At 62.4% G+C, this 24,248-nt stretch carries 25 protein-coding genes; 11 read left to right on the plus strand and 14 right to left on the minus strand.

Annotated elements, in window-relative coordinates:
* Positions 1 to 237 precede the first annotated feature (237 nt).
* The 4 genes from CO655_RS13150 to CO655_RS13165 are packed head-to-tail and all read left to right on the plus strand — an operon-like array spanning position 238 to position 4,254.
* Positions 238 to 1,590, plus strand: a complete 1,353-nt coding sequence (locus CO655_RS13150; protein WP_097664958.1) for an LLM class flavin-dependent oxidoreductase — start codon at positions 238 to 240, stop codon at positions 1,588 to 1,590.
* Between the two features lie 10 nt (positions 1,591 to 1,600).
* The gene (locus CO655_RS13155; protein ID WP_097664959.1) at positions 1,601 to 2,452 is read left to right on the plus strand and encodes an ABC transporter permease; all 852 of its coding nucleotides are present in this window, start codon (positions 1,601 to 1,603) and stop codon (positions 2,450 to 2,452) included.
* 38 nt (positions 2,453 to 2,490) lie between these two features.
* Positions 2,491 to 3,474, plus strand: coding sequence for an ABC transporter substrate-binding protein (locus CO655_RS13160; RefSeq protein WP_097664961.1), 984 nt, complete (start codon positions 2,491 to 2,493; stop codon positions 3,472 to 3,474).
* A 9-nt stretch (positions 3,475 to 3,483) separates the two neighbouring features.
* Positions 3,484 to 4,254, plus strand: coding sequence for an ABC transporter ATP-binding protein (locus tag CO655_RS13165; protein WP_097664962.1), 771 nt, complete (start codon positions 3,484 to 3,486; stop codon positions 4,252 to 4,254).
* 26 nt (positions 4,255 to 4,280) lie between these two features.
* On the opposite strand, the gene CO655_RS13170 is transcribed toward CO655_RS13165, so the two are convergent.
* Together CO655_RS13170 and CO655_RS13175 are read right to left on the minus strand one after the other, a co-directional pair.
* Positions 4,281 to 4,703, minus strand: a complete 423-nt coding sequence (locus CO655_RS13170) for a type II toxin-antitoxin system VapC family toxin (protein WP_097664963.1) — start codon at positions 4,701 to 4,703, stop codon at positions 4,281 to 4,283.
* Complete coding sequence (locus CO655_RS13175) at positions 4,700 to 4,966, minus strand: type II toxin-antitoxin system Phd/YefM family antitoxin (RefSeq protein ID WP_096769223.1); 267 nt, start codon at positions 4,964 to 4,966, stop codon at positions 4,700 to 4,702. Before CO655_RS13175 ends, CO655_RS13170 begins: the two co-directional genes overlap by 4 nt.
* Positions 4,967 to 5,212: 246 nt before the next feature.
* Here CO655_RS13175 and CO655_RS34315 point away from each other — a divergent pair, with 246 nt between their 5' ends.
* A complete protein-coding gene (locus tag CO655_RS34315; protein WP_348628156.1) occupies positions 5,213 to 5,341 on the plus strand; it encodes a hypothetical protein in 129 nt (42 codons plus the stop codon).
* Between the two features lie 23 nt (positions 5,342 to 5,364).
* On the opposite strand, the gene CO655_RS13185 is transcribed toward CO655_RS34315, so the two are convergent.
* The 8 genes from CO655_RS13185 to CO655_RS13220 form a co-directional block, all read right to left on the minus strand.
* Positions 5,365 to 6,153 carry an ABC transporter ATP-binding protein gene (locus CO655_RS13185; protein ID WP_097664964.1) on the minus strand — a complete coding sequence of 263 codons (789 nt, stop codon included), beginning with the start codon at positions 6,151 to 6,153 and terminating at the stop codon, positions 5,365 to 5,367.
* Entirely contained in the window at positions 6,150 to 7,202 is a 1,053-nt protein-coding gene (locus CO655_RS13190) for an iron ABC transporter permease (RefSeq protein ID WP_097664965.1), read from the minus strand. The genes CO655_RS13185 and CO655_RS13190 overlap by 4 nt, the downstream gene beginning before the upstream one ends.
* A 66-nt stretch (positions 7,203 to 7,268) precedes the next feature.
* Positions 7,269 to 8,387 (minus strand): ABC transporter substrate-binding protein, encoded by a 1,119-nt coding sequence (locus CO655_RS13195; RefSeq protein WP_097664966.1) that lies wholly within the window; start codon positions 8,385 to 8,387, stop codon positions 7,269 to 7,271.
* Positions 8,388 to 8,569: 182 nt separating this feature from the next.
* Complete coding sequence (locus CO655_RS13200) at positions 8,570 to 9,478, minus strand: homocysteine S-methyltransferase family protein (RefSeq protein ID WP_097664967.1); 909 nt, start codon at positions 9,476 to 9,478, stop codon at positions 8,570 to 8,572.
* Positions 9,479 to 9,554: 76 nt separating this feature from the next.
* Complete coding sequence (locus CO655_RS13205; RefSeq protein ID WP_097664968.1) at positions 9,555 to 10,244, minus strand: ABC transporter permease; 690 nt, start codon at positions 10,242 to 10,244, stop codon at positions 9,555 to 9,557.
* A gap of 13 nt (positions 10,245 to 10,257) precedes the next feature.
* Complete coding sequence (locus tag CO655_RS13210) at positions 10,258 to 10,983, minus strand: ABC transporter permease subunit (RefSeq protein ID WP_097664969.1); 726 nt, start codon at positions 10,981 to 10,983, stop codon at positions 10,258 to 10,260.
* A 12-nt stretch (positions 10,984 to 10,995) separates the two neighbouring features.
* Positions 10,996 to 11,769: a transporter substrate-binding domain-containing protein gene (locus CO655_RS13215; RefSeq protein ID WP_097664971.1), complete on the minus strand. Its 774-nt coding sequence runs from the start codon at positions 11,767 to 11,769 to the stop codon at positions 10,996 to 10,998.
* 48 nt (positions 11,770 to 11,817) lie between these two features.
* Positions 11,818 to 12,597, minus strand: a complete 780-nt coding sequence (locus tag CO655_RS13220) for an ATP-binding cassette domain-containing protein (protein ID WP_097664972.1) — start codon at positions 12,595 to 12,597, stop codon at positions 11,818 to 11,820.
* Positions 12,598 to 12,759: 162 nt separating this feature from the next.
* On the opposite strand from CO655_RS13220, the gene CO655_RS13225 reads away from it, so the two are divergent.
* The 5 genes from CO655_RS13225 (at position 12,760) to mctP (ending at position 17,260) form a co-directional block, all read left to right on the plus strand.
* On the plus strand, positions 12,760 to 13,224 hold the full coding sequence (locus CO655_RS13225; protein WP_010029817.1) for an Lrp/AsnC family transcriptional regulator: 465 nt from the start codon (positions 12,760 to 12,762) through the stop codon (positions 13,222 to 13,224).
* Between the two features lie 73 nt (positions 13,225 to 13,297).
* On the plus strand, positions 13,298 to 14,683 hold the full coding sequence (locus tag CO655_RS13230) for a cache domain-containing protein (RefSeq protein ID WP_097664973.1): 1,386 nt from the start codon (positions 13,298 to 13,300) through the stop codon (positions 14,681 to 14,683).
* Positions 14,680 to 15,351, plus strand: coding sequence for a response regulator transcription factor (locus tag CO655_RS13235; RefSeq protein ID WP_097664974.1), 672 nt, complete (start codon positions 14,680 to 14,682; stop codon positions 15,349 to 15,351). Before CO655_RS13230 ends, CO655_RS13235 begins: the two co-directional genes overlap by 4 nt.
* A gap of 246 nt (positions 15,352 to 15,597) precedes the next feature.
* A complete protein-coding gene (locus tag CO655_RS13240) occupies positions 15,598 to 15,795 on the plus strand; it encodes a DUF3311 domain-containing protein (protein ID WP_007539443.1) in 198 nt (65 codons plus the stop codon).
* Positions 15,785 to 17,260, plus strand: coding sequence for a sodium:solute symporter family monocarboxylate transporter (gene mctP / locus CO655_RS13245; protein ID WP_097664975.1), 1,476 nt, complete (start codon positions 15,785 to 15,787; stop codon positions 17,258 to 17,260). The genes CO655_RS13240 and mctP overlap by 11 nt, the downstream gene beginning before the upstream one ends.
* 68 nt (positions 17,261 to 17,328) lie before the next feature.
* Here mctP and CO655_RS13250 read toward each other — a convergent pair whose 3' ends face one another.
* Complete coding sequence (locus tag CO655_RS13250) at positions 17,329 to 19,299, minus strand: methyl-accepting chemotaxis protein (protein ID WP_097664976.1); 1,971 nt, start codon at positions 19,297 to 19,299, stop codon at positions 17,329 to 17,331.
* Between the two features lie 570 nt (positions 19,300 to 19,869).
* Here CO655_RS13250 and CO655_RS13255 point away from each other — a divergent pair.
* Positions 19,870 to 21,579, plus strand: coding sequence for a GGDEF domain-containing protein (locus CO655_RS13255; protein ID WP_245423790.1), 1,710 nt, complete (start codon positions 19,870 to 19,872; stop codon positions 21,577 to 21,579).
* A 32-nt stretch (positions 21,580 to 21,611) separates the two neighbouring features.
* Here the strand turns inward: CO655_RS13255 and CO655_RS13260 are convergent, their stop codons facing one another.
* From CO655_RS13260 to CO655_RS13270, 3 genes are all read right to left on the minus strand, one after another.
* Positions 21,612 to 21,950 (minus strand): hypothetical protein, encoded by a 339-nt coding sequence (locus CO655_RS13260; RefSeq protein ID WP_097580874.1) that lies wholly within the window; start codon positions 21,948 to 21,950, stop codon positions 21,612 to 21,614.
* A 93-nt stretch (positions 21,951 to 22,043) separates the two neighbouring features.
* Positions 22,044 to 23,141, minus strand: coding sequence for a substrate-binding domain-containing protein (locus tag CO655_RS13265; RefSeq protein ID WP_097664977.1), 1,098 nt, complete (start codon positions 23,139 to 23,141; stop codon positions 22,044 to 22,046).
* A 50-nt stretch (positions 23,142 to 23,191) separates the two neighbouring features.
* A complete protein-coding gene (locus CO655_RS13270; RefSeq protein WP_097606077.1) occupies positions 23,192 to 24,232 on the minus strand; it encodes an ABC transporter permease in 1,041 nt (346 codons plus the stop codon).
* Positions 24,233 to 24,248 lie beyond the last annotated feature (16 nt).

Genomic DNA, 24,248 nt, shown 5'->3' on the forward strand with positions numbered 1-24,248 from the left:
CGGACGTTGGTGCATAAACCGGTGCCCGGCGTCCGACATGGATATCTCCTGCTGCCGCTCCGATCGTCGATTTCCAGATTCACCCCGATCCCGCAAAACTATTCACTCCTCCCCCGAAATTACGAAATGAAGTTTCTCTATAAAATTTATAGAGAACGTAGGCTAGCGTCCTGAGAGCCAAACTGACCTCGGCCTTGAGCAGACCGGGCCATTGGCGGCAAACCGAAAGGACGCGAAATGACACGGAAAATCAGGCTTGGGGCATTTCTTCCGGGTGGCGGACAGCATGTTGCATCCTGGCGGCACCCCGACCAGCCGGTCGACGGCGCCACCAGTTTCGAGTTTCATAAACAACTCGCGCTGACAGCCGAACGCGGCCTCTTCGACGCCTATTTCCTTGCCGACAACCTGGCTGTCGGTTTCGGTGGCGCGCGTGAAGGCGGCAATGCCCGCGTCGCCGGCTTCGAGCCCGTCACATTGTTCTCCGCGCTCGCGCCCCTGACCACCCATCTCGGCTTTATCGCGACGTCTTCGACCACCTACGAGGAGCCTTATACCACCGCCCGGAAATTCGCGTCGCTCGACCTGATCTCGGACGGCCGCGCCGGCTGGAACGTCGTCACCACGACAGGCGACCCGACGGCGCAGAATTTCAACCGCGATACCCAGCTTCCGCATGCCGAGCGCTATCGCCGCGCCGCCGAGCACGTCGACGTCGTCCGCAAACTCTGGGAAAGCTTCGAGGACGACGCCTTCATCCGCGACAAGGAGACCGGCGTGTTCTTCGACCCGGCGAAGCTGCACGACACCGACCATCGCGGCGAGCATTTCAGCGTGCGCGGCCCGCTCAACGTGTCGCGCTCGCCGCAGGGCCATCCGGTCATCGTGCAGGCCGGCCAGTCCGAAGACGGGCGCGGACTTGCCGCGGCAACGGCCGAGGTGATCTTCACCGCCCATCAGCACATCGAAACCGCCCAGGAATTCTATCGGGATATCAAGGCGCGCGCCCGTGGGCTCGGCCGCAATCCCGATCACATCCTCGTCATGCCGGGCGTTTCCGCCTTCGTCGGCAGAACCGAAGCGGAGGCGCGGGAGAAGTACGACCGTCTGACGTCACTCATCGTCGAAGAGGATGGGATCGGCCTCCTCAACGGCCTGACCGGCGGCACGCTCGACCTGCACGGCTACGACCTCGACGGGCCGCTGCCGCCGGCGCCGCCGACCGAAGGCATGAAGAGCCGCCAGGCGCTCATCCGCCAGATCGCCGACGAAAACAATTTCACCATTCGCCAGCTCTATCAGTGGATCGCATCCGCCCGCGGTCACTACACCATCGTCGGCACGGCCGAACAGATCGCCGACACGCTGCAGCAATGGTTCGAGAACGAAGCCGCCGACGGCTTCAACATTCTGCCGCCCTGGCTGCCGACCGCCCTCGACGATTTCGTCGATCTGGTCATCCCGGAATTGCAGCGCCGCAGCCTGTTCCGCACGGCCTATGAGGGCAAGACGCTCCGGGAAAATCTCGGCCTGCCTTTCCCGAGCAACCGCCGAGTTGCCGGACGTGCAGCTCTCCAGGCAGCAGAGTGAGGAGCGATCCATGGCCTATGAAATCAACCAGACCCTCCCGAGAAGCTTCAGCCGCCTGAAGAGCGGCGAAAGCAATACGCCCACTTTCGCGTCGCATGTGCGCGGTGTGACCGCATCGCTTCTGCCACGCTACGGCCTGCTCATCGCCTTCCTCGTGCTCTGGCAGCTGTCGAGCACCAGGGGCTGGATCAATCCCGCCATCTTCCCGCCCTTGGACGTGATCCTGTCGGCTCTCTGGACCAACCTTGCCAATGGCGCGCTGCTCGATGATATCGTCATCAGCCTGCAGCGGTCCGGCACCGCCTTCGCCTTTGCCGTCGTGGTCGGCATTCCGCTCGGCCTGTTCATGGGCCAGTTTCGGGCCGTCGAGCAGGCGCTCGATCCGATCCTGCAGCTCTTCCGCCAGACCTCGGCGCTGGCGCTCTATCCGGTCTTCATCCTGCTGCTCGGCCTCGGCGAAACGTCGAAGATCTTCGTGATCTTCTGGGCGACGCTGTTTCCGGTGCTGCTCGCCACGATCGGCGGCGTCAAGGAGGTGGACAGGAAGCTTATCGAGATGGCGCGGACCTATGGCGCCGGACCGCTGACGATCTTCCGCCGCGTCATCCTGCCGGCCTCGGTGCCTGCGATCTTCGTCGGGCTGCGCCTCTCGGCGACGACGGCGCTTCTGCTACTGATCGCCGCCGAGATGATCGGCGCCAACAAGGGCATCGGCTTCCAGGTGATGAACGCCCAGTACAATTTCCAGATCCCGCTGATGTTTGCGGCGATCCTCCTGCTCGCCTTCCTCGGCCTTGCCGCCAATGCCTTGCTCGTCCTCCTGCAGCGCCGCCTCTGCCGCTGGTCGCAGCCGAACGCCTGATTTCTTCCTCCGATTTTTCTTTTCCGAAAGGACTTTCCATGACGTTCCATCCCCGCAACCTTCTCCTGCCGGCCGTGATCGCTCTCGGTCTTGCCACGCCGGCCGCTGCCGCCGACGCAGTGAAGCTGCGCTACCTCGCGAGCCAGGGCGGTCTTGCCGCCCATGAACTCGCCGACGCGCTCGGCTATTTCAAAGACACCGGCATCACGTTTGAGAATGTCGGCTATGCCCAGGGCGGCCCGGCCTCGCTCATCGCTCTGGCATCCGGGGACGTGGAGATCGGCAGCGCCGCCACCTCCGCCGTGCTGAATTCGATCATCGGCGGCAATGATTTCGTCGCCGCCTATCCGTCGAACGGCATCAATGACGAGGTGCAGTCGACCTTCTACGTGCTGGAAGACAGCCCGATCAAAAGCATCAAGGACATTGCCGGCAAGAGCATCGCCGTCAACACGCTCGGCGCCCATCTCGATTACACCATCCGCGAAGCCCTGCATTCGGTCGGCCTGCCGAGCGATTCCGCCAACCAGGTCGTCGTTCCCGGGCCGCAGCTCGAGCAGGTGCTGCGCTCCAAGCAGGTCGATATCGCCGCTTTCGGCTATTGGCAGACGACCTTCGAGGGTGCGGCGCTGAAAAACGGCGGCCTGCGCGCGGTCTTCGACGATACCGACGTGCTCGGCGACATTGCCGGCGGCTTCGTGGTCCTGCGCCGCGATTTCATTCAACAGCATCCCGAGGCTGCGAAGATCTTCGTCGAGCAGTCGGCCCGCGCCCTCGACTATGCCCGCGAACATCCCGAGGAAACCAAGAAGATCCTGGCCAAGGCGCTCAGCGAGCGTGGCGAAAACCCTGACATCGCGCAGTATTTCCGCGGCTACGGCGTGCGTGCCGGCGGCCTGCCTGTTGAACGCGACATCCAGTTCTGGATCGACGTCCTGGTTCGCGAGGGCAAACTGAAGCAGGGCCAGCTGGCCGCCAAGGACATCATCTTCACCGCCGACGCCAAGCCGGCGAGCAATTGAGGAATTGTGATGAGCCTCGCCCAGGACATTCGCCGCGGAGAGGTGACGATCCGTCACCTCTCCAAATCCTACAAGCTGAACGGCAGTCACCTGCAGGTTCTAAAGGATATCAACCTCCACATCCGCTCCGGCGAAAGCCTCGCCATCGTCGGCGCCAGCGGTTCGGGCAAGACGACCTTGCTCCGGGTTCTGGCCGGTCTCGAAGAGTCCGATACCGGTGAGGTGCTCGTCGACGGCAAGGCAATCCGCGGCGTCGGCGCGGAACGCGCCGTCATCTTCCAGGAGCCGCGCCTTCTTCCCTGGCTTGACGTCCTCGGCAATGTCGCCTTCGGGCTGGAAACGAGAGGTCTCAGCCGCGAGCAGGCGAGGGCGCGGGCGCGTCACTACGTCAAGCTCGTCGGCCTGCAGCAATTCGAGGCGGCCTATCCCCGGCAGCTCTCCGGCGGCATGGCGCAGCGCGTCGGCATCGCCCGGGCGCTTGCCGTCCAGCCTGAGATCCTGCTGCTCGACGAACCGCTCGGCGCGCTCGATGCGATGACCAAGATCGGCATGCAGCAGGAGCTCGCCCGGATCTGGCGCGACGAGGATGTGACGACCATTCTCGTCACGCATGATCTCGAGGAGGCGATCTATCTCGCCGACCGGATCCTGATCCTGCCCAGGGAAAAGGGAGCCGAACCGCGCCTGATCGACATCGATCTGCCGCGCCCCCGCGACCGCAGCGCACCGGAATTCGTCCGGCACCGCGAGGAGTTGCTGAACCTGTTCGGGCTGCATTGAAGGCTGCAGCCCGAGGCTTTCCAGGATTACGCGACCCAGGGATCGATGAGCTCGATCCCGAACCCCTCGAAGTCTCTGGTGTTACGGGTAGCGAGGATGAGATCGTGGGCAATTGCGGTTGCCGCGATCAGGCCGTCCATCGACAACAGGCCGCGGCCGCTCCGCTTCGCGCGGCCCATGAGATCGCCCCAGGACAAGGCAACCGGCTCGTCCACCGGGATGATGCGGCGCTCGAAGCGTTGCGGCAGGTCCCGGGCAAGCCATTCGGCCAGCGCGTCGCGTTTTCGTCCGTTGTCCATCAGGGCGACACCGCGCCGAATCTCAGCGATCGACACGATGCTGATGAAGGAGCGATCCTCGTCGAGCTTATCCAGCCATGCCAGGACGCGCATGTCAGGGGTCGGCTTGGTCACCTCGGACAGCACGTTGGTGTCCAGCAGAAGCCTCACAGTTCGGGATCACGCGGTTCGTCGCGTTGACGCTCGAGATCCAGATCGGCCCCGCGCAGCGGCGAACTCATCAGAAACTCGGCAAGCGTACCCTTGCGCGCAGTCTTGCGCTGCCATTCCTCGGCGGAGACGACGACGACGCTCGGCTTGCCGTTTCGGGTAATCGTTTGCGGCGCGGATTGCGCGCGTTCGATAACCTCGGAAAGCTTTGCCTTTGCGCTGGCGACGGTCCAGCTTTCATCGCCTTGCCGTGACGGCCGCATTGCTCAACTCCATAACCAGAATGACCATAGTGACTATATAAGCCAAGGCCGAAGGAGTGGCAAGCGGCGGGGTTATCACGGTTTGCTTCTCGTTCTTGCGGTCAGATAGGGCCGCCGGTCCAGTTCCGCGGACCTCAAGGAACTGCGCAGCCGCAGCAAATCCTTCGGGCGATCAGGCCGCACAGCCTGCTCGACGATACGGCCATTGTCCGTCGACAGCTCAGTCGGCGATGAAGGCGACTCGTCATGACTGAAAAGGCGGATGAGCTTCTGACGAGACTAAGCGCCGTCCACCCGTCGGAAATCAGGGTGATGGCGCCGAAGCTGATCGAGCTTCTGCTCGAGCTGCAGAAAACAGCGCCGAAAGCGGAATGAACGAAGCCGCGGCGCGGCGGCCCTCACACACTCTCGACGACCAGCGGCTGGATGACGGGTTGGCCGCGGCGGTCGCGCAACACTTCGACATCCACGCCATAGGTCTGCGCGATCAGCGACGGCGTGACGATCGATTGCGGATGGCCGCTCGCCTTCATCGTGCCGTTCGCGATCACCAGCAGATTGTCGGCATATTGGCAGGCCAGATTGAGATCATGCAGCACGACCATCGTGACCCAGCCATTGGCGCGCGTTTCGCGGCGCACCAGATCGAGCAAGGCAAGCTGATGCTTCAAATCAAGCGCGCTGACCGGCTCGTCCAGCAGCATGACTTTCGGCTCGCGCATCAGCACCTGGGCAAACAGCGCCAATTGCCTTTGCCCGCCGCTCAGCGAAGCGATGTCGCGCCCAGCGAGATGGTCGATACCGGTCTGTGAAAGCCGCATCATCGCCATGTCGAGCGTCTCGTCATCAATGTGCAGCGAGAGCCGGCCAAGCCGGCCGAGAACCACGACTTCGAGAACCGTGAGCGCAATATCCGTGGCGGTGTCCTGCGGCATATAGGCAAAGCTCTCACGCCACGATTTCAGCGCCCGCGCGCCTGTGCGTCCGGCGGCTAGACTGTCCTCGCCGAGCGTCAACCTGCCCTCGGCGAGCGGCAGGTCGCCGAAGAGGGCTCGCAGAAGCGTGGTCTTGCCCGTGCCGTTGGGACCGATGACGGCATGGATCTTTCCAGCTTCCAGGCAGGTATCGACACCGGAAACAATTCTCTGCCCGCCGCGCTCGATCGCGATGTTTTCGAGGCGGATCATGCGCCGGATCTCTTCGGCGCGAAGATCAGCCATAGCAGGAACGGCACGCCGACAATGGCGGTGACGATGCCGACCGGAAACAGCGCGCCGGGGATGATCGACTTCGACACGACGGAGGCGGCCGACAGCATCAGCGCGCCGCTGACGACGGACATCGGCAGGAAGAATCGCTGATCCTCGCCGACCGTCATCCGGGCGATGTGAGGAGCGACCAGGCCGATGAAGCCGATCACGCCGACGAAACTCGTGGCGGTGGCCGTCATGACCGCAACGATGACGAGGACCTTCATGCGCAGGAGCCGGACATTGACGCCGAGGCTCGCGGCCCGCATCTCGCCCATGCGCAAGGCGGCCAGTTTCCAGGAATCCGCCATCAGCATGGCGCAGCAGACCGCCGTCACGGCGGCGGTCAGGCCAAGCGTCGGCCAGGTCGCTTTCGTCAGGCTGCCGAACAGCCAGAACAATATCTGCTGCGACAGCTCCGGCGAGGAGAGAAACTGGATGAGCGACAGAAGCGACTGGAACAGGAAGAGAAGGGCGATGCCGCCGAGAATGATGGTTTCCGCCGTCATGCGGCGCATGGAAGCAAGCGTGAACAGAAAGAGCGCCGCCAGCATGGAGAAGGCGAAAGCGCCGAGCGGCACGGCGATCATCGCATCGAGGCCGAAACCGCCGAGCGCCAGAACAAGTGCCGCCCCGAACCCCGCCGCAGCCGCCATGCCGAGCGTATAGGGGCTTGCCATCGGATTGTTGAGAAGCGTCTGCATCTGCGCGCCTCCGGCCCCCAGCGCTGCGCCGACGGCAAGCGCCATCAGCGCCATGGGCAGACGCAGGCCGCGAACGATGGCGTCAGTCATCGCCGCCCGCTCGCCAAGTCCCGTGAGCGAGCGCACCACTTCTGCCGGCGACAGCAACGAGGGACCCGTGGCGATATCGAGAACGAGGCATACCGCCATCAGAGCCACGAAAATCAGCAGGCTGCGCCAGCGCCTGCGCTCGCGCAGCCGGTGCGCGCCGATCGCTTCGGCATTGCGGGCGGTCACTGTCATGGGAAAACTCTCGATTGGAAACGAGCGCCATCGGACATGGCGCTCGCAGAGATTGGCCTGTCAGGGTCAACCCTTGACGGCGATGGCGAAGGTGCCTTCCGGAGCCACCGGCAGATACTTCTTGTAATAGCCGAGATAGTCGGCAACCGGGTCGACGTCTTTGAACTGCTCCGGATAGAGCTGCTTGGCGATATACTGCACCATCGCAAAATCCGAGATCGTGCGGGAGGCGCCCTGATAGACGCCGAAGACCTGGCCACCCTTGACGGCGGGCAGTTCGCTCCAGCCCTGGCGGGTTTCGAACGCCTTGAGCTTTTCGCGGGCTTCGTCGGCCTTCACACCCTGTCCCATCGGCAGGGCGGTCTCGCTCTTGTTGTTCTCGCGGCCAGAAATGAAGATGGCATCGGGCTTGGACGCCAGGACCTGCTCCGGATTGATCGGACCCCACCACTCCACGAAGGGTGCTGCGATATTGTCCCCGCCGGCTGCGGTGGACATGGCGCCCCACATGTTCTTGCCATAGGTGAAGGAATATTCCGCCGGCCCCTTATTGCCGAATTCGACATAGACCTTCGGCTTCGGCTTGCCCGATGCGGCGACACGGGCCGCGATGTCCTTCAGCGCGCCGGCGTAGAAATCGGCGATCTCCTTGCCGCGCGCATCCTGGCCGGTCAGTTCCCCGAACAGCACGGTCGAGGCGACATGGCGCTCGATCGTCTGGGCGTTGTAATCGACGACGACAACAGGAATGCCTTGCTGTTCCAAGCGATGGGCGTCCTGGCCGAGCGCCTGGTACTGCCAGTCGGCAAGGATGACCAGGTCGGGATTGAGGCTCAGCACTTTCTCGATGGAAAAGGTCTGCGCTTCCACTTCGCCGACATCGGCGATATCACCGAGCGAAGGGCGGTGGGCAAGGTGCATCTTCCAGTTCGCGGGAACCCAGCCCTCCCATGCCTCGCGGGAAATCCCGACGACGGCGTCATAGGCTTTCTCGCCGCCGACGGCCATGTAGTCCTCGAAATAGAAGCCGAGAACGACGCGCTTGGCCGGAAGATCGACCTTCACTTCACGGCCGATCACATCGGTGATCGTCTTCTGCTCCGCCATGGCAGAGGGGGCGAAGAAAACTGCGGAAATTGAAACAAACGAGGCAGCCAGCCAGCCGGTTGCGGATCTAAAATTCATGATGACCTTCCATCAGTTAAATACGAGGTCGAGTTATTAAAGGTGATGAAATAAATCAAGTTATTTATCGACCGGCCCTCACCAGGAAAAACATAAGTTTCGGCACCGGAAAATAAACGGCGGGCATCATCCCAATCAGGTGGGCGGCAACCATGTCATGGTCACCGCCGCCGCCTGACGTTTCAGCGCAAAAGCACCTTGCCGACACGATGGATATGAGCGGCACCGATGCCGCAGCAGCCGCCGATGATCGTTGCGCCAGCCTCGGCCCAGGAGCAGGCAAAACGCGAATAGGCGTCGTCGTTCAGATCGTCGCGGGTGTCGTGCAGGCCTTCATTGGCGGCCGATGCGCCCTGCTCCCCTTCGAAGGCGTTGGCATAAACGCCGATTTCGATCCGAGCCTCCGCCTTGCGGAACACGCGCGCCGCCGTCTCGACGGCGCCTTGCATGACTTCAGGCTTGCTGCAATTGAACAGGAAGGCTTCGGCACCTGACGAAACCGCCCAGGAGGCCGCCTCCTCGACGCTTTCACGGGAGCGGAGCTTTGGCTCACCGCTTTCGATGTCCGCCTCGTCATCCGCCAATGTGAACGAGATCCAGAACGGCTTGCCCGATGCCGCCACCGCCTTGCGGACGGCCTTGCCCTCGGCGATCAGGCTCAGGGTCTCGCCGAGCCATATGTCGACGAAGGGGTCGAGGTTTTCGACCAGCACCTTGAGATAATCCTGCACCCGTTCAGGCCGAAAATTCTGCGGCTCGTAGGAGCCGAAGATCGGCGGCAGCGAACCGGCGACCAGCACCTTGCGACCGGTGACGGAATCGGCCGCCTCGCGTGCTAAGCGGCCGGCGAGACGGATCAGTGTTGGCCCCTCCGTCTGGAATCGGTCCTCGCCGATATGGAAGGGCACCAGCGCATAGCTGTTGGTCGTGATGATCTCAGAGCCGACGGCGATAAATTCCTTATGCACCTCGCGGACGATATCCGGTGAATCGATCAGCGCCAGGGCCGACCATTCCGGCTGCTTCAATTCGGCGCCGAGCCGCAGCAATTCGCGGCTCATGCCGCCATCGAGAATTCGTGTGGTGCTCATGAAGAGATCTCCATTCAGGCTGTCGCGCCGTTACCGGCGGCGGGCTTTAAAAACAAAGTGAGGAACGTCCGTCCGCCTAACGCCGGACCGGCACTTGCGCTTCGAGACCTCGAAAGACGCGGGCGATGACGGCGGTCAGGGCGAGATAGAAAAGGGTGACGACAAGCAGCGGCTCATAGACCAGCAGCGTGTCCTGGCGAACCTTGTTGGCCACGGCATAGAGATCCATCACCGTCACCGTGAAGGCGAGCGGCGTCGCCTTGAGCTGCATGACGATCTCTCCGGCAATCGTCGGCAGGGCGATGCGGATGGCGCGCGGCAGCCAGATACGGCGGGTCAGCTTCCAGGGCGACAGGCCGAAGGCCCGGCCGGCTTCGAGCTCGCCCTTGGGAACGGCCAGCAGGGCGCCGCGCAAAACCTCTGCCTCATAGGCCGCATAGTTCAGCGTGAAGCTGACGGCGGCGAAGAAGAAGCCTTCGCGCAGGATCGGCCAGAACAGGCTCTGGCGGATGCCGGGAACCATCGGCAGCAGCGAGCCGACACCGTAATAGAGAAGCCACAGCTGGATCAGCAGCGGTGTGCCGCGAAAGAAGGTGCAGTAGCCGCGGGCAAGCAGCCGCGTCAGCCTGCCGCCGCTGACCTGCGCGAAGGCGAGACCGATGGCGATGAGAAAACCAAATACGACGGAAATGACGAGCAGCGACACGGTCTGCCAGGCGCCGGTCAGAAGCAGCGGCCAATAGGAAGAGATCCAGGAGAAGCTCATAGGGCGCGGCTCCTCAGGCGAGACGCGGCTGTCCGCGCCGCACCCGTCCCTCGATCAGCTTGAAAGCGACGTTGGAAACAAGCGTGATGGCGAGGTAGAGAAAGGCGGACGCGAGGAAAAACACGAAGTAGTGTTTGGTGCTCGCCCCGGCGAGGCGAGTGGCGAGCGCCAGTTCTTGGTAGCCGACGACGGCGACCAGCGCGCTGTCCTTGGTGACCGACATCCACAGATTGGCAAGCCCCGGCAGTGCGTTCGGCAAAAGCGCGGGGAGCAGGACGCGGCGAAATCGCAGCGCCGGTCCCATGCCGAAAGCTTTGGCGGCTTCGATCTGACCGGTGGGAATGGCAAGGATCGCGCCGCGCAGCACTTCCGTCATATAAGCGCCCTGCACGAAGCCGAGTACGGCGACGGCGGCGACGAAGCCGTTGACATTGACCGGCGGCAGCTCCAATGCCGCCAGCAGCCGGTTGAGGCCGTCGGTGCCGGCATAATAGAGCCCGACGATCAGGATCAGCTCGGGAACGGCACGGATGGCAGTGGTATAGAGATCGAGCACGAGACGGAGCGCGCGATTGCCGGAAAGCTTTCCGAGCGCGCCGCCGGTGCCGAGCAGCAGGCCGATGGCGAAGGCGCAAGCCGAAATGGCGACCGTGGAGACCGCACCTGTCAAGAGAACGCCGCCCCATCCCGGAGGATAGGGAGACAGCAGGTCCAGAATGCCTTGTTGCGCGGTCGCCATCGCCGAGACTGCTTACTTCGCGCCGTAGATGTCGAAGTCGAAGTATTTCTTGGTGATGGCGTCATACTGGCCGTTGGCGCGAACCGCAGCGATCGCCGCATTCAGCTTGGCTTTCAGCTCCGTATCTTCCTTGCGCAGACCGCCCGAAACGCCGGCTCCGAGAATTTCCTTGTCGTCGGCGACATCTCCCATCTTGGCGCAGCAATCCTTGCCGCCGTCGCTTTTGAGGAACGCGTCGAGCGCCAGCGAATCGCCGAAGACGTAGTCGATACGGCCGGAGGCGAGATCCTGGAAAGCCTCGTCGAGGGTCTGGTAGGTCTTCTCCTCGGCGGCGCCGGCAAAATACTTCTTGTAATATTCAGACTGGATCGTCGACACCTGGATGCCGATCGTCTTGCCCTTGACGTCGTCGGCCGTGGCGCCCGGCTTCTGGTCCTTGGGACCGATCAGGGTGCTCGGCGTGTTATAATATTTGTCGGTGAAGTCGATCACCTTCGAGCGTTCCGCCGTATTCGACATCGACGACCAGATCACGTCGAACTTCTTGCTCTCAAGAGCCGGAATGAGACCATCCCAGGAAATGTCGACGATCGAGCATTTCTCCTTCATCTCCGCGCAGACGGCGTTCATCAGGTCGATTTCCCATCCGTGCCACTCACCCGAGGCGTCCTTGGCGAAGAAGGGCGGATAGGATTCGTTCATGACGCCGAAGCGGACTTCGGCCTGCGCGGCGACGGCGGAAAGGGCAAGTGCCGCGCCGGCAAAAAGCGTGGGGAGCAGTTTCATTCGCAGGATTCTCCTGGTTCGTGTGTTGTCGATGATGGCTGGTGTGGATCAATGGGCGCTGAGGCGGGTGAATTCCCGGCAACGGGCGCTGACCGGCGCCCCGAAAACCTGTTCCGGCGGCCCTTCCTCCTCGATCCGTCCCTGATGCAGGAAGAGGACGCGGCTCGAGACATCCCGGGCGAAGCGCATTTCATGCGTGACGATCAGCATGGTCCGGCCTTCCTCGGCGAGATCGCGGATGACCTTCAACACCTCGCCGACCAGCTCCGGATCGAGCGCCGATGTCGGCTCGTCGAACAGCATGACGGCGGGATCGACGCAGAGCGCCCGCGCAATCGCTGCGCGCTGCTGCTGACCGCCGGACAGGAAAGCGGGATAGGCGTCGCGCTTGTCGAACAGCCCGACCTTGTGGAGCAGGGCTTCCGCCTTTTCGATCGCCTCGCGCTTGGAAATGCCCATGACATGCACCGGCGCCTCGATGACGTTTTCCAGCACGGTGCGATGAGCCCAGAGATTGAAGCTCTGAAAGACCATGCCGAGCCCGGTCCGCAGCCGCTCGATCTGCCGCCAGCTCTGCGGCTGCAGCCGCCCGCCGCGGCCGACTTTCAGCGCGACGTCCTCGCCGTTTACGGCAATGCGGCCGCGATCCGGCGTTTCCAGGAAATTGATGCATCGAAGCAAGGTGCTCTTGCCGGAGCCCGACGAGCCGATGATCGAAATCACCTCGGACTTGTGGGCCTCGGTCGAGATACCCTTGAGAACCTGTTGCGAGCCGAAGCTTTTATGGAGATCTTCGACGCGAAGAGCAGGAAAGGGCTGATCCGACATGCATGGGTCCGGCTGAACTGAGTTTGCAAAGGATAATGATAAAAGAACGCGGTTTTTTCGCGCAATTATCACCTCTTTTGCATATTTTGTGCAAAATAATCTTCCTCACGCATCGAATGCGGCAGAAACTATGAAATGCCATAACTGGAATTGGACTGGACAATGGAACAGCTGGATCGTTTTGACCGTGACATTCTCGATATCGTTCAGCGCGACTGCCAGCTGAAGGCCGAAACGATCGCCGAACGGATCGGACTGTCGGTCTCGGCCGTGCAGCGGCGATTGAAACGGCTGCGCGAAGAGGGGATCATCAAGGCGGAGGTCGCCGTCGTCGACCGGAAGGCGACAGGAACATCGATGGTGTTCATCGTCGGCATGGAGATCGAGCGGGACAATTACGACGCGTTGGCGAAGTTCCGCGTCTGGGCGGAGAAGCAGGATCATATCCAGCAGGTCTATTACGTCACCGGCGCAGTCGATCTGATCGCGATCGTCACCGCCCGAGACGTCGAGCATTATGACGACATCGCCGCCCTGATCATGGCTGACAATCCGCAGATCCGCCGCATGCACACCAATGTCGTGCTGCGCGACGTCAAGCTCGGCCTGTTCGTACCGCTCGAATAGCTCCGGACAAGCCGCTGGACTCGCCTTCGGCAAAGGGCATAATTCCGGGCTCAAATTTCGGGAGGAACGATCCTTGACGTTACGACACCAGATCATCGCATTGGCGATCGTCCCGCTCGTCATCTCGATCCTTGCGATCACCGCCTTCATCACCTGGCAATCGGCAAACCTCGCCAAGAACAGCATCGATACGTTCGAGCAGAACATGCTGAAGACCAAGGAAGCCGAGATCCTCAATCTGACCAATCTTGCCCTCTCCGCCATCCAGACGATCTATGACAAGGCCGGGGCCGACGACGAAGCCGCCAAGCAGCAGGTGGCGGCAATCCTGACTTCGCTCGACTACGGCAAGGATGGCTATTTCTTCGTCTATGATTACGACGGCAACAATATCGTCCATCCGCGCCAGAGCTTTCGGCATGGGCAAAATTGGCTCGACCTGACCGATCCCGATGGCGACAAGGTGATTGCCGAGCTGATCGCCACGGCAAAGGCGGGCGGCGGCCTGCACCAGTACAAATGGCAGAAACCTTCGACCGGACAGATCGCCGACAAGCTCTCCTTCGTCGTCAGCCTCGACAAATGGCACTGGGTCGTCGGCACCGGCGTCTACCTGGACGACGTCTTCGCCCAGAGTGCCGCCGCCAACAAGGTGATGCGCGCCAATATCAAGCGAACCTTCGTGATCGTCGCGTTGATCGCCGTGCCGTCGGTGCTCGTTGTTTTCACCACCTGCATGCTACTGACCTTCCACGAGCGCCGCATGGCCGACAGCCGACTCAAGGAGCTGACGCAGCGGGTGATCGACACCCAGGAAGAAGAGCGCACCCGGCTGGCGCGCGAGCTGCATGACGGCATCTCCCAGACCCTTCTCGGCGTACGTTATGCGATGGATCTCGCCGGCCGCAAGGTCCGGACCAATGTCGACGAGGCGTCGCTGACCATCGAGCGCGGCGTCGAGGCGCTGAACGGCGCGATCAAGGAAATCCGGCTGCTCTCGCATGATCTGCGGCCGCGCGTGCTCGACGATCTCGGCCTGACGGCGGCGCTGGAGGCGCTCTGTCATCACTTTGCCGAACGGACGGGGATCGAGACGAAGATCGACGCCTCGGGCTTCGCCGGCACGCTGAAGGCGGAAGCCAGCACCGCCCTTTATCGCGTCGCCCAGGAGGCCTTCAACAATGTCGAGCGGCATTCGGGCGCCTCGAAGCTCTCGGTCAGGCTCTGGAGCGACGGCGGCCGCGCCCGCATGACCATCTCCGACAACGGCACCGGCTTCGACGACGCCAGGGATAGCGCATCCGGCGGCTCGGGCCTCGGCCTGCGCAACATGCAGGAGCGGATGGCGCACTTCCGCGGCCTGCTGCTCATCAACAGCAGCGAGGCCGGCACGACACTGACGGCAATGATGCCGCGATCGGCCAATCTGCCCGCCGGCAAGCAGGCGGAAGCCGCATGACCGAACGCCCGAAAATAAGGGTGCTCCTGATCGACAACCATCCGCTGGTGCTGGACGGGCTGAAAGCCGTGCTCGAAACATTCGATCATATCGAGGTCGCCGGCACCGCCGGCCTCGCGCAGACCGGGCTCGATATCGCCCGGCAGATCCAGCCGCAGGTGGTGCTGATGGACATCAACATGCCGAAGCTCAGCGGCATCGATGCGATCGAACTGTTCAGGAACGAACTTCCGCAGACCCGCGTGGTGATGCTCTCCATGCATGACAGTCGCGAGTATATCTCCTCTTCAGTCATGCGCGGCGCCGCCGGTTATGTTCTGAAAGACGTCTCCACCGAGGAGATCGTCGCGGCGATCGAAACGGTCGCGGATGGCGGCACCTATTTCTCCTCCGGCGTCTTCGACGCGCTGATGGGGGAACGGGTGGAGGAGGGGAGCGACCCCTTGACGCCGCGCGAACGCGATATCCTCGGGCTGATCGTTGCCGGCCGGAGCAACCGCGAGATCGCCGAAGTGCTCGGGATAAGCTCTGCCACGGCGGAAACCCATCGCAAGAACCTCAAGAAGAAACTTGGCATTGCCACCACCGCGGGCCTCATACGCTATGCGCTCGACCATGGCATCGCCTCGAAAATCGACGCGAATTCGCGCCTACCCACTTCTGGGTAGAGCCCGGTATTTCGGCTCTGTGCCCATCTTGTGGGGATAAAACCGACGCCCTAGGACTCCATTCGCGGCTTGCCAAGCGCCAAGCCGTTGGGAGGAATTCACATGCGTTACATCAGCTTCCGATTGGCCGGAAAAGCTCGAGCGACCCGAACGGGGTCTGCTGCCGCCGCCGGCTGACAGACCTGCCTTCCACGCCGACAACTGGAACATGGCGACCGCCCCGCGGCGCCTGAAAGGTACTCCGACATGGAAAAACCACGTAGCAAGGCAGCGCTCTGGCTGCTGATCATTCCGTACATAGGTCTGCTCTGGCCGCCATTTTACAATCTCCGCGAGCCGTCGCTTTTCGGCTTTCCCTTCTTCTACTGGTATCAGCTTCTCTGGGTGCCAATCACCGCGACGCTGACCTGGATCGCCTATCGGAGTGTTCGCCATGACGACTGACATCAACGGCACGGCGCTTGCCGTCTTCATCTTCCTTTTTGCCCTCGTCACCGTCATGGGCTTCGTCGCCAGCCGCTGGCGCAAGCCCGAGACGCTCGCCCATATCGATGAATGGGGCCTCGGCGGACGCAACTTCGGCACCTGGATCACCTGGTTCCTCGTCGGCGGCGATTTCTATACCGCCTATACCGTCATCGCCGTCCCGGCGCTGGTCTATACGGTCGGCGCCTACGGCTTCTTCGCGCTACCCTATACGATCGTCGTTTATCCCTTCGTCTTCATGGTCATGCCGATCCTGTGGAAACGCGCCAAGGATTTTGGTTATGTGACGGCCGCCGACGTCGTCCACGGCCAATATGGATCGCGCGGCCTCGAACTCGCGGTCGCGGCAACAGGCGTCATCGCCACCATGCCTTACATCGCCCTCCAGCTCGTCGGCATGACGGCGGTCTTGAAGGCGCTCGGACTGCATGGCGAACTGCCGCTGGCGATCGCCTTCATCGTGCTGGCGCTCTACACCTATTCGGCGGGCCTGCGCGCCCCGGCGCTGATCGCCTTCGTCAAGGACATCATGATCTATATCGTGGTGATCGCAGCCGTCGCCCTCATCCCGTCGAAGCTCGGCGGCTATGCCAATGTCTTCGCCTCGGCCGATGCGGCCTTCCAGGCCAAGGGCGCCGGCAATCTGCTGCTCGGCGGCAACCAGTATGTCGCCTATGCCACGCTCGCTCTCGGTTCGGCGCTCGCGGCCTTCATGTATCCGCATACGCTGACCGGCATCTTTGCCTCCAACAGCGGCAAGACGATCCGCAAGAACGCGATCATGCTGCCCGCCTATACGCTGCTGCTCGGGCTGCTGGCCCTGCTCGGCTATATGGGCCATGCCGCCAACCTGAAGCTCGACAGCGCCAATGACGTCGTTCCGACCCTGTTCAAGACGCTGTTTTCGGGCTGGTTCTCCGGCTTCGCCTTTGCGGCGATCGCGATCGGCGCACTGGTGCCGGCGGCGGTGATGAGCATCGGTGCGGCCAATCTCTTCACCCGCAATTTCTGGAAGGCCTATGTCGACCCCAAGGTCAGCGATGCCGGCGAAGCCAAGGTCGCGAAGGTGACGTCGCTGGTGGTGAAGGTCGGCGCGCTGCTCGTCATCATCTTCCTGCCGACCCAGTTCGCCCTCGACCTGCAGCTGCTCGGCGGCATCTGGATCCTGCAGACGCTTCCGGCCCTGGTCTTCGGCCTCTATACCAACTGGTTCCGTGCACCCGGCCTGCTTGCCGGCTGGTTCGTCGGCTTCTGCGGCGGCACCTACCTGGTCTGGGACGCCGGCTGGAAGCCGCTGCACCTGATCAGCCTCGGCGGTGAACCCTTCACCGTCTATACCGGACTGCTGGCGCTCGCGGCAAACATCGCCGTTGCCGTCGTGGTCAACGCCCTGCTTCCGGCCAAGGTCCCGGCTCGGGCGTAAGATAAAAACACGAAGGGCAGCAAACGCTGCCCTTCGCTACTTTATTTTTCAGCAGAACCCTCTGCAGTTTAAAACTCTTCCCAATTGCCGGCCAATGCTGCGTTCCCCTGGGTCGCATTCCCCTGGAACGACTTGCTCACTCTGGCAACCATCTGGCGGGCCGGCGAAGCCACGGGCTGAGCATGCTGCGCCGCGGGGGCCGGCTGCGATATGCGCCTCGATGCCACCGCTCCGCCAATGTTGAACTGGCCCAGGAGCTGGAACAGCGCATCGGCTTCCTTGGCGAGTTTGTGAGCGGCGGCTGTGGCTTCTTCGACCATGGCGGCGTTCTGCTGCGTGCCCTGGTCCATCCTGTTGACGGCGGTATTGATTTCTTTCAGCCCGGTCGCCTGCTCCTGCGAGGCGCCGACGATGGCGCCGACATTGCCGTCGACCTGCTGCACCTGTACCGCAATCTCCTGCAGGGCCTTTCCGGTTTCGCCAACCAGGGCGACGCCGTTTTTCACATGGCCGTTCGAAGCATTGATCAGCTCCTTGATTTCCTTTGCCGCCTTGGCGGAACGCTGCGCCAGTTCGCGCACTTCCTGGGCGACGACGGCAAAGCCCTTGCCGGCTTCACCGGCGCGCGCAGCTTCGACGCCGGCGTTCAGCGCCAGCAGGTTGGTCTGGAAGGCGATCTCGTCGATGACGCCGATGATGCTGCCGATCTCGGTGGCCGACGATTCGATCTTGCCCATGGCATCGACCGCGTCCCGGACGACGCTGCCCGAGCGCTCCGCATTGTCCTTGGTCTTGCGGACGAGCTGGCCAGCCTCCTGAGCCCTGCTGCTGGAGTCGGCGACGGTGGTCGTGATCTCTTCCAGGGCAGCGGCGGTCTCCTCGACGGAGGCGGCCTGCTGCTCGGTCCGCTTGGCGAGATCGTCCGAAGCTGAGCGGATTTCCTGTGCGCCGGCCGCAATAGCGCTGGCGTTCTCGGCCACCTTCTGCATGGCGGCGCGGAGCTTTTCGACGGCGGAATTGAAGTCGGCCCTGAGTTTTTCCAGGGATGGGATGAACGGCATGCCGATCTGCTGCGTGAGATCGCCATCGGCCAACGCCTGCAATGCACTGCCAAGCTGGCCAACGGCCCGGTCCGTCTGCTCGGCAAGGGTACGGCGTTCGTCGGCATCCTGTTCGAGCCGATGCCGTTCAGCGACGGCCCGCCTGGCTTCCGCATCGGCTTCCCGCTCCGCCTTTGCCGAAATGGCGTCGCGCAATCCCGCCACGGCGCGGGCAAGCTTGCCGATCTCGTCGCCGCGCGCTTCGAGGCGACGATCGCCATCGAGATTGCCCTCCGCCATCGCTTTCAGCGAAAGCTGCAGCTTTGCCAGCGGGCCAACGATCGTGCGTGCGGTAATGACCGCCGCCAGGACGGAAAGGAGCGCCGCGATGCCCAGCGCCGTCAGGACGATCGGCTTGAAGCCGCTTGCCGTGCTGCGGACGTCGCCGCCGATCGATTTGTTCAGTGCTTCCTGGTAGTCGATGAATTTGTTGATAGCGCCGAGCCAGGCAACGAAGTCCGGCCGCGCCTGTTCGAGCAGGATCTTGCGGGCAGCCTCGCCGTCACCCTTCTCCTGCAGCGCGATGATCTGGGCGACCAGGGGATTGGTTTTCGCCTGGATGTCGGCGATCTCCTTCAGGATGGACTTCTCCTGGTCCGTCGCACCGGCCGGCGATGCGACCATATCGGCCATGCGCTTTTCGTTCTCGGCATAGGAAGCCGCGAGCTTTTCGATCAATGCCTCGGCCGCCTTGCGCTCATCGGCCGAGGCCACCAGGGTCACGTCGCGAATGGCAATCGCCCGGTCGTGCACGCTACCGCGAAAATTGATGGCGAACCGCTGCTTGACGCTGTTGACGTCGTTGATCGTTTCGAGATTGCTGTTGATCTCCGCGACCTTGACCGTCGAATAGATGCTCAGGCCGGCCATCAGCAAGATCAGGAAGCTGAAGCCAAGGGCGAGACGCACCGCGACCCCGAAATTCTGAATGCTCTTCATTACCGCTCTCCATCGTGTGGGAGGTTTATCCTAGATGTCTTGGCCGCCAGGATCGCTTGTCGCATCTCGTTCAGATGTGGATTCCGCTGTCCCGAGCGCACCCTGCAGAAGCTCTCCGCCCGCGGAAACTTGCATGCCGACGCCCGCGCCTGTTCCGTGAACGGCGCCAATGCGTCCGAGATGCGAGGCCTGCGTCACGGGAACAACGTCAATTCATGCAAGATTTCGGGTGCCCGGCCCGCCGTCATGGCGCAGGTAACGCTCCCTTGGAACGTCGCTCCGATAGCTTAAAAATAAGGTGATATATTTTAGAGAATGTAAACGACGCCGAGACGGCATGGTTCTGTTACGTTTTTTGGATATTTCATCTGCATTCTTGCGCAAAAGGACTAATTTTCGCACGGGGGAAGAATATGTGAAGTTGCTGTATGGAAAAGACGCATATCTTCTGTTGCAAAAAAGACCGCTGAATGTTCGCGTAAGCGGTGCCCGAATAATGATTTGCGGAAGCGCGAGCCGATGTTCGTCGCTTGTTAAGCGAAACTCTTTGAGAATTTTTTAGAAGTTCTGATGGACGATACGCTCGGAAAAAATGGGGCAGAGGTGGCACCACAGGCGTCTTCCAAGTCACGGCAGAATGAGAACCTGACGGCGCGCTGGCAGGTGCTGCTCGAGAGCGCCGTGCGCCTGGATTGGGAATGCCGCACCGGCGAAGCGCTCGAGGTCGGCGAGGCCGCCTATGAAGCCGCGCTCGAGGCAGGCGATGTTGCCGGAGCCTTGCGCGCCTCGCATCGGCTGGCGCTTATTCATTTCAACAAGGAGAGCTTGGCTGAGGGCCTGAAAATATGCATTCGCGCCGAAACCTGGCTCCGCTATTGCCAGGACCAGGCTGCCATCATTTCCCTGCAGTCGATCCATGGCGGCCTTCTGGTGGCCCTCGGCGATCTGGAAACCGGCTTCGCCCTTCTGACCGATTGCCAAAAGCGCACCAAGTCCTGCACGGATCCGCTCGCCAACTGGCGGGCACGCACGGCCTATGCGGTGGCATTGTTCGACACGAAGGACTTCGATCGCGCGACCGAGGCGGCCGCCGAAAGTCTGGATTATGCGGAGACGAGCGCTCTGGCAAAAGGCTCCGTGCTGATTGCCCGCTCGATTGCCAGCCGCATGGCGGCACGCGCACTCGGCGAGCATCGCCTGGCAGGGCGGGAGATCGACAACGCCCTGGTTGCCCGCACGGAAGATCAGTTGCGGTCGATTCTGACCGAGGCTCAGGCGGAAAACCTGCCCTATGAGATTGCCGAGTGCCATTGCTATCTCGGGCTCCTGGCATGGACGCGCGGCGAAGATGCCGCGGCGGCCGCCCATTATATCGCCGCCATCGCCGCCTCCCGGGTCGCAGAGGACGAGGTGCTGCTGGCGGAAGCTTCCTACTGGTACGCCTATCTTCTGGCCGGGCAGGGCGCTTTCGGCGAAGCCGTGTCGCTGCTTGCAGCCATCGAGGCGATGGAAGCCGTTCTGGCCACGCCACGCATGAAACTGCGCCATTTCGACATGCGCTTCCGGATTGCCGAAATGGCCGGCGACTGGAAGGCGGCCTTCGACTATCACAAGATCTATCATGAGATGGTGATCGAGGATTATCGGCGACTTGCCTCGGCGCGTGCCTATACGATGAAGCTGGCGCTCGACCTGGAGACGATGCGCCGCAAGGAAGACAGCGCCCGGCTGGAGCGTGAGCGCCTGCTGGAGGAAAATCTGCGGCTTGCCGCCGAACAGCGCGAGGCGGTGCTGGCATCGCGCACCGATCCGCTGACCGGCCTCGGCAATCGCCGCGAATTGCAGCTCAGATGCAGGGATTGGGCCGAATCCGGTGTGACCCATGCGGCGTTGCTGCTGTTCGACATCGACCACTTCAAACGCATCAACGACATCTTTTCCCATGCGACGGGCGACATGGTTCTGCGTCAGATTGCCGGATTGCTGGGCGATATCGGACCGGAAGGCAGCCTGGCGATCCGCATGGGCGGCGAGGAATTCCTGCTTCTGCTTCCCGGCACGGCAGCCGGCGACGCCTTTGCCGATGCCGAGCGGCTGCGCCTGCGGGTGCAGGACCATGAATGGTCGGCGGTGACCCCGAAGCTTGAGGTCACCTGCTCCATCGGTCTGGCGGACTGGTCTTTGACCGACAGGCTGGAGGCTGCGCTGCATGTCGCAGACGCCAACCTCTACGCCGCCAAGAATGCCGGCCGCAACCGCTGCATGGCGACGCCGGCGTAACACTTGGTGCTCGCCGGTTGCTCCGCCTGATGTCAGGCGACGCGCGGAGGATATTCGTTGGCGGCGAACACGTGATGATGCACTTTGCCGGTGAAAAGCTTCAGAAGCTCGCCAGTGACCTCGCGGCTCTGAAACCGCACGTCGGAGAGAAGTGCTGCGTTCACGGCCTCCATGTGAGGATACCGAATGGCCAGAGCCATGGCATAGACCGGCGCGCCTTCGTCGCGTTCGACCCCGTCCAGCACCCGGATTTCTTCGGCTCCGGGAAATTTCGTCCACAAAGGGACAAGGCGCTGTCTCACAAAGTCGCGGAACTCCTCTTCCCGACCGGGATGGATTTCGCCTTCAAACAAAGCATAACGAATGATCATAGGTTCTCTCTTCCAAAACTCGCCGGAGCTGGATCGGTATTGATGTGATGTCAGGGGATAAGGGCGTATCTTTCGATACGCCCTTGGAAAGGCTTATTTGCCCCAGATTTTCTTATATTGATCGCGGTAACCGTTATCGGGATCGAAGCTGTTCTTCGGTCCGCCGTCGAATTCGACATTCTCACTGGTCACCACGTGCAGCGGCGACACATAGCCCGACCACGGGGCGCCGGCAAAAGCGCGGTTCAGTTCGTCGACCAGCTGCCAGCCCTGCAGATTGAGCGGCTCGGCAACGGTAACGGCCTGGAACTGCTTGGCGCGGATACGCTGATAGGCGCTCTCCGAACCGTCGCCGGCCGCGACATTCACCGGCTTGCCGTCACCGGCAATGCCGGCCGACGCGAGCGAAGGTCCCATGAAATCGTAATAGAGGTCGTTGATCGCCAGGGAATGCGTCCACTTGGCGCCGTATTTCTGCAGCAGCGACGTCGTCAGCTGCGGCATGCGCTGGGAGGTTTCGGCGATCGGCGTGTCGACATATTCGAGCACGGTGCCGCCGAGATCCTCGATCTCCTTCTTCATGCGGTCGGCCTTGGCGATCGCGATCGCATAGGTCGAGTCGGTGAAGATGATGACACCCGGCTTGCCGCCTGCATCGGCGAAGGCCCAGTCCGCCGCGGACTTCGAGACTTCCATCGCATCGGTGGTCACATTGGCGAATACGCCGACGTCGGGAACCGGGCCGACGGCCGAGGCGGCGTGCCAGGACACCATCGGAATGCCGGCCGCCTTGGCCGCTTCCATCGCCGGCTTCTGCTCGACGGCGTCGAAACCGTTGATGATGATGCCGTCGGGCTTCAGCGCCATGGCCTGGCCGAAGGCCGCCGTCCGTCCGCCGATCGAGCCGGCGCCGTCAAGCGCCTTCACCGTCCAGCCCAAGGCGCCCGCCGCTTCCTGAACGCCGTTGACCACGCCGAGGATGCCGCCGTTCTTCATATCGCCGGCAAGAATAACGATGTTCTTGCCGCTCGCACCCTTCGGGCCGCTCGTCGGGCCATCCCAAGCGCTCACCTTGGACGCATACTTGTCGACCACGGCCTTGGCGTCGGCCATGGAATCGGCCAGTGCCGGCACGCTGAGCAGAAGGGCGACGGTTGCGACCGTTGCCTGCATTAAAGTCCTGCGCTTCATGTTCACTCCTCCATTTTGTTTGTTCTGGAACACCGGCTGAGCCGGCATCCTCATTTGGATGCGGGTGTGATCCTCCTCACAGCTCCGCGCTTGCGCTGGGCGTAACCTGCTATGCCGATGGCAATCAGCAGGGTTACGCCGTTGAACAGCGGTTCGACGAAGAACGATCCGCCGAATTGCTGAATTCCCGATATGCCGACCGCCAGGATGATGACGCCGATCAGGGTGCCCCAGACATTCACCCGCCCCGGCTTGATCGTCGTCGATCCGAGGAATGCGCCGACAAGCGCCGGCAGCAGATATTCGAGGCCGACGCTCGCCTGGCCGATGCGCAGCTTCGAGGCGAGAAGGACACCGGTCAGAGCCGCCAGCAGACCCGAGGTGATGAAGGCCCCCATCACGAACTTGCGGACCGGAATGCCGTTGAGGGCGGCGGCCTTGGGATTGGCGCCGATGGCGTAGAGATAGCGGCCGATCGGCAGGTATTCGAGCACGATCCACATGCAGATCGCGATCAGGAGCACGTAGAAGCCGGTGATCGGCAGGCCGAACAGCATGGTGCCGTTCAGCGCATAGAAACCTTCCGGCAGGACGCCGACCACCTGTCGGCCGCCGGTGTGCCAGAGGGCAAGCGCGTAGAGAACCGTCCCGGTGCCGAGCGTGGCGATGAAGCTATCGATCTTGGCGACCTCGACCAGCAGACCGTTGATGAAGCCGGTGAGAACGCCGAGTGCGAGCACGATGACGACGGCGACCGGCCAGGGCAGGCCGTAGACCGTCTGCAGGCTGATGGCGAGAATGTGCCAGAGCACGATGCCGTAACCGACGGTCAGATCGATGCGGCCCGATGCCATCGGGATCATTGCGGCGAGCGACAGCAGCGCGATGATCGCCTTGTCGGAGACGATCGAGCGGACGTTCAGCACGGTCGGGAAGGTATCGGGCAGGAGGATCGAGAAGAGCACGATCAGGCCGACAGTCAGGATCACCAGCCCGTAAACCGGGATCAGGCGTCCGATCTTCTGACCGGTGGACAGGCCGGCCATTTCGCTCTTGGTCGGCTCCAGCGCAGTGGATTCAATGGATTGCATGGCTGTTCTCCCGATG

Source organism: Rhizobium sp. M1 (assembly GCF_002531805.1).
Taxonomy (GTDB): Bacteria; Pseudomonadota; Alphaproteobacteria; order Rhizobiales; family Rhizobiaceae; genus Rhizobium; species Rhizobium etli_C.

Excerpts from the sequence above, each read along its gene's own strand:
- CO655_RS13225 (WP_010029817.1), top strand. The coding sequence starts at position 12,760 with ATGGAACAGCTGGATCGTTTTGACCGTGACATTCTCGATATCGTTCAG.
- CO655_RS13265 (WP_097664977.1), bottom strand. The coding sequence starts at position 23,141 with ATGAAGCGCAGGACTTTAATGCAGGCAACGGTCGCAACCGTCGCCCTT.
- CO655_RS13270 (WP_097606077.1), bottom strand. The coding sequence starts at position 24,232 with ATGCAATCCATTGAATCCACTGCGCTGGAGCCGACCAAGAGCGAAATG.
- CO655_RS13195 (WP_097664966.1), bottom strand. The coding sequence starts at position 8,387 with ATGAATTTTAGATCCGCAACCGGCTGGCTGGCTGCCTCGTTTGTTTCA.
- CO655_RS13155 (WP_097664959.1), top strand. The coding sequence starts at position 1,601 with ATGGCCTATGAAATCAACCAGACCCTCCCGAGAAGCTTCAGCCGCCTG.
- CO655_RS13185 (WP_097664964.1), bottom strand. The coding sequence starts at position 6,153 with ATGATCCGCCTCGAAAACATCGCGATCGAGCGCGGCGGGCAGAGAATT.
- CO655_RS13240 (WP_007539443.1), top strand. The coding sequence starts at position 15,598 with ATGGAAAAACCACGTAGCAAGGCAGCGCTCTGGCTGCTGATCATTCCG.
- CO655_RS13210 (WP_097664969.1), bottom strand. The coding sequence starts at position 10,983 with ATGGCGACCGCGCAACAAGGCATTCTGGACCTGCTGTCTCCCTATCCT.
- CO655_RS13235 (WP_097664974.1), top strand. The coding sequence starts at position 14,680 with ATGACCGAACGCCCGAAAATAAGGGTGCTCCTGATCGACAACCATCCG.
- CO655_RS13260 (WP_097580874.1), bottom strand. The coding sequence starts at position 21,950 with ATGATCATTCGTTATGCTTTGTTTGAAGGCGAAATCCATCCCGGTCGG.
- CO655_RS13150 (WP_097664958.1), top strand. The coding sequence starts at position 238 with ATGACACGGAAAATCAGGCTTGGGGCATTTCTTCCGGGTGGCGGACAG.
- CO655_RS13250 (WP_097664976.1), bottom strand. The coding sequence starts at position 19,299 with ATGAAGAGCATTCAGAATTTCGGGGTCGCGGTGCGTCTCGCCCTTGGC.
- CO655_RS13160 (WP_097664961.1), top strand. The coding sequence starts at position 2,491 with ATGACGTTCCATCCCCGCAACCTTCTCCTGCCGGCCGTGATCGCTCTC.
- CO655_RS13175 (WP_096769223.1), bottom strand. The coding sequence starts at position 4,966 with ATGCGGCCGTCACGGCAAGGCGATGAAAGCTGGACCGTCGCCAGCGCA.
- CO655_RS13215 (WP_097664971.1), bottom strand. The coding sequence starts at position 11,769 with ATGAAACTGCTCCCCACGCTTTTTGCCGGCGCGGCACTTGCCCTTTCC.
- CO655_RS13220 (WP_097664972.1), bottom strand. The coding sequence starts at position 12,597 with ATGTCGGATCAGCCCTTTCCTGCTCTTCGCGTCGAAGATCTCCATAAA.
- CO655_RS13205 (WP_097664968.1), bottom strand. The coding sequence starts at position 10,244 with ATGAGCTTCTCCTGGATCTCTTCCTATTGGCCGCTGCTTCTGACCGGC.
- CO655_RS13190 (WP_097664965.1), bottom strand. The coding sequence starts at position 7,202 with ATGACAGTGACCGCCCGCAATGCCGAAGCGATCGGCGCGCACCGGCTG.
- CO655_RS34315 (WP_348628156.1), top strand. The coding sequence starts at position 5,213 with ATGACTGAAAAGGCGGATGAGCTTCTGACGAGACTAAGCGCCGTCCAC.
- CO655_RS13165 (WP_097664962.1), top strand. The coding sequence starts at position 3,484 with ATGAGCCTCGCCCAGGACATTCGCCGCGGAGAGGTGACGATCCGTCAC.
- CO655_RS13200 (WP_097664967.1), bottom strand. The coding sequence starts at position 9,478 with ATGAGCACCACACGAATTCTCGATGGCGGCATGAGCCGCGAATTGCTG.
- mctP (WP_097664975.1), top strand. The coding sequence starts at position 15,785 with ATGACGACTGACATCAACGGCACGGCGCTTGCCGTCTTCATCTTCCTT.
- CO655_RS13255 (WP_245423790.1), top strand. The coding sequence starts at position 19,870 with ATGGACGATACGCTCGGAAAAAATGGGGCAGAGGTGGCACCACAGGCG.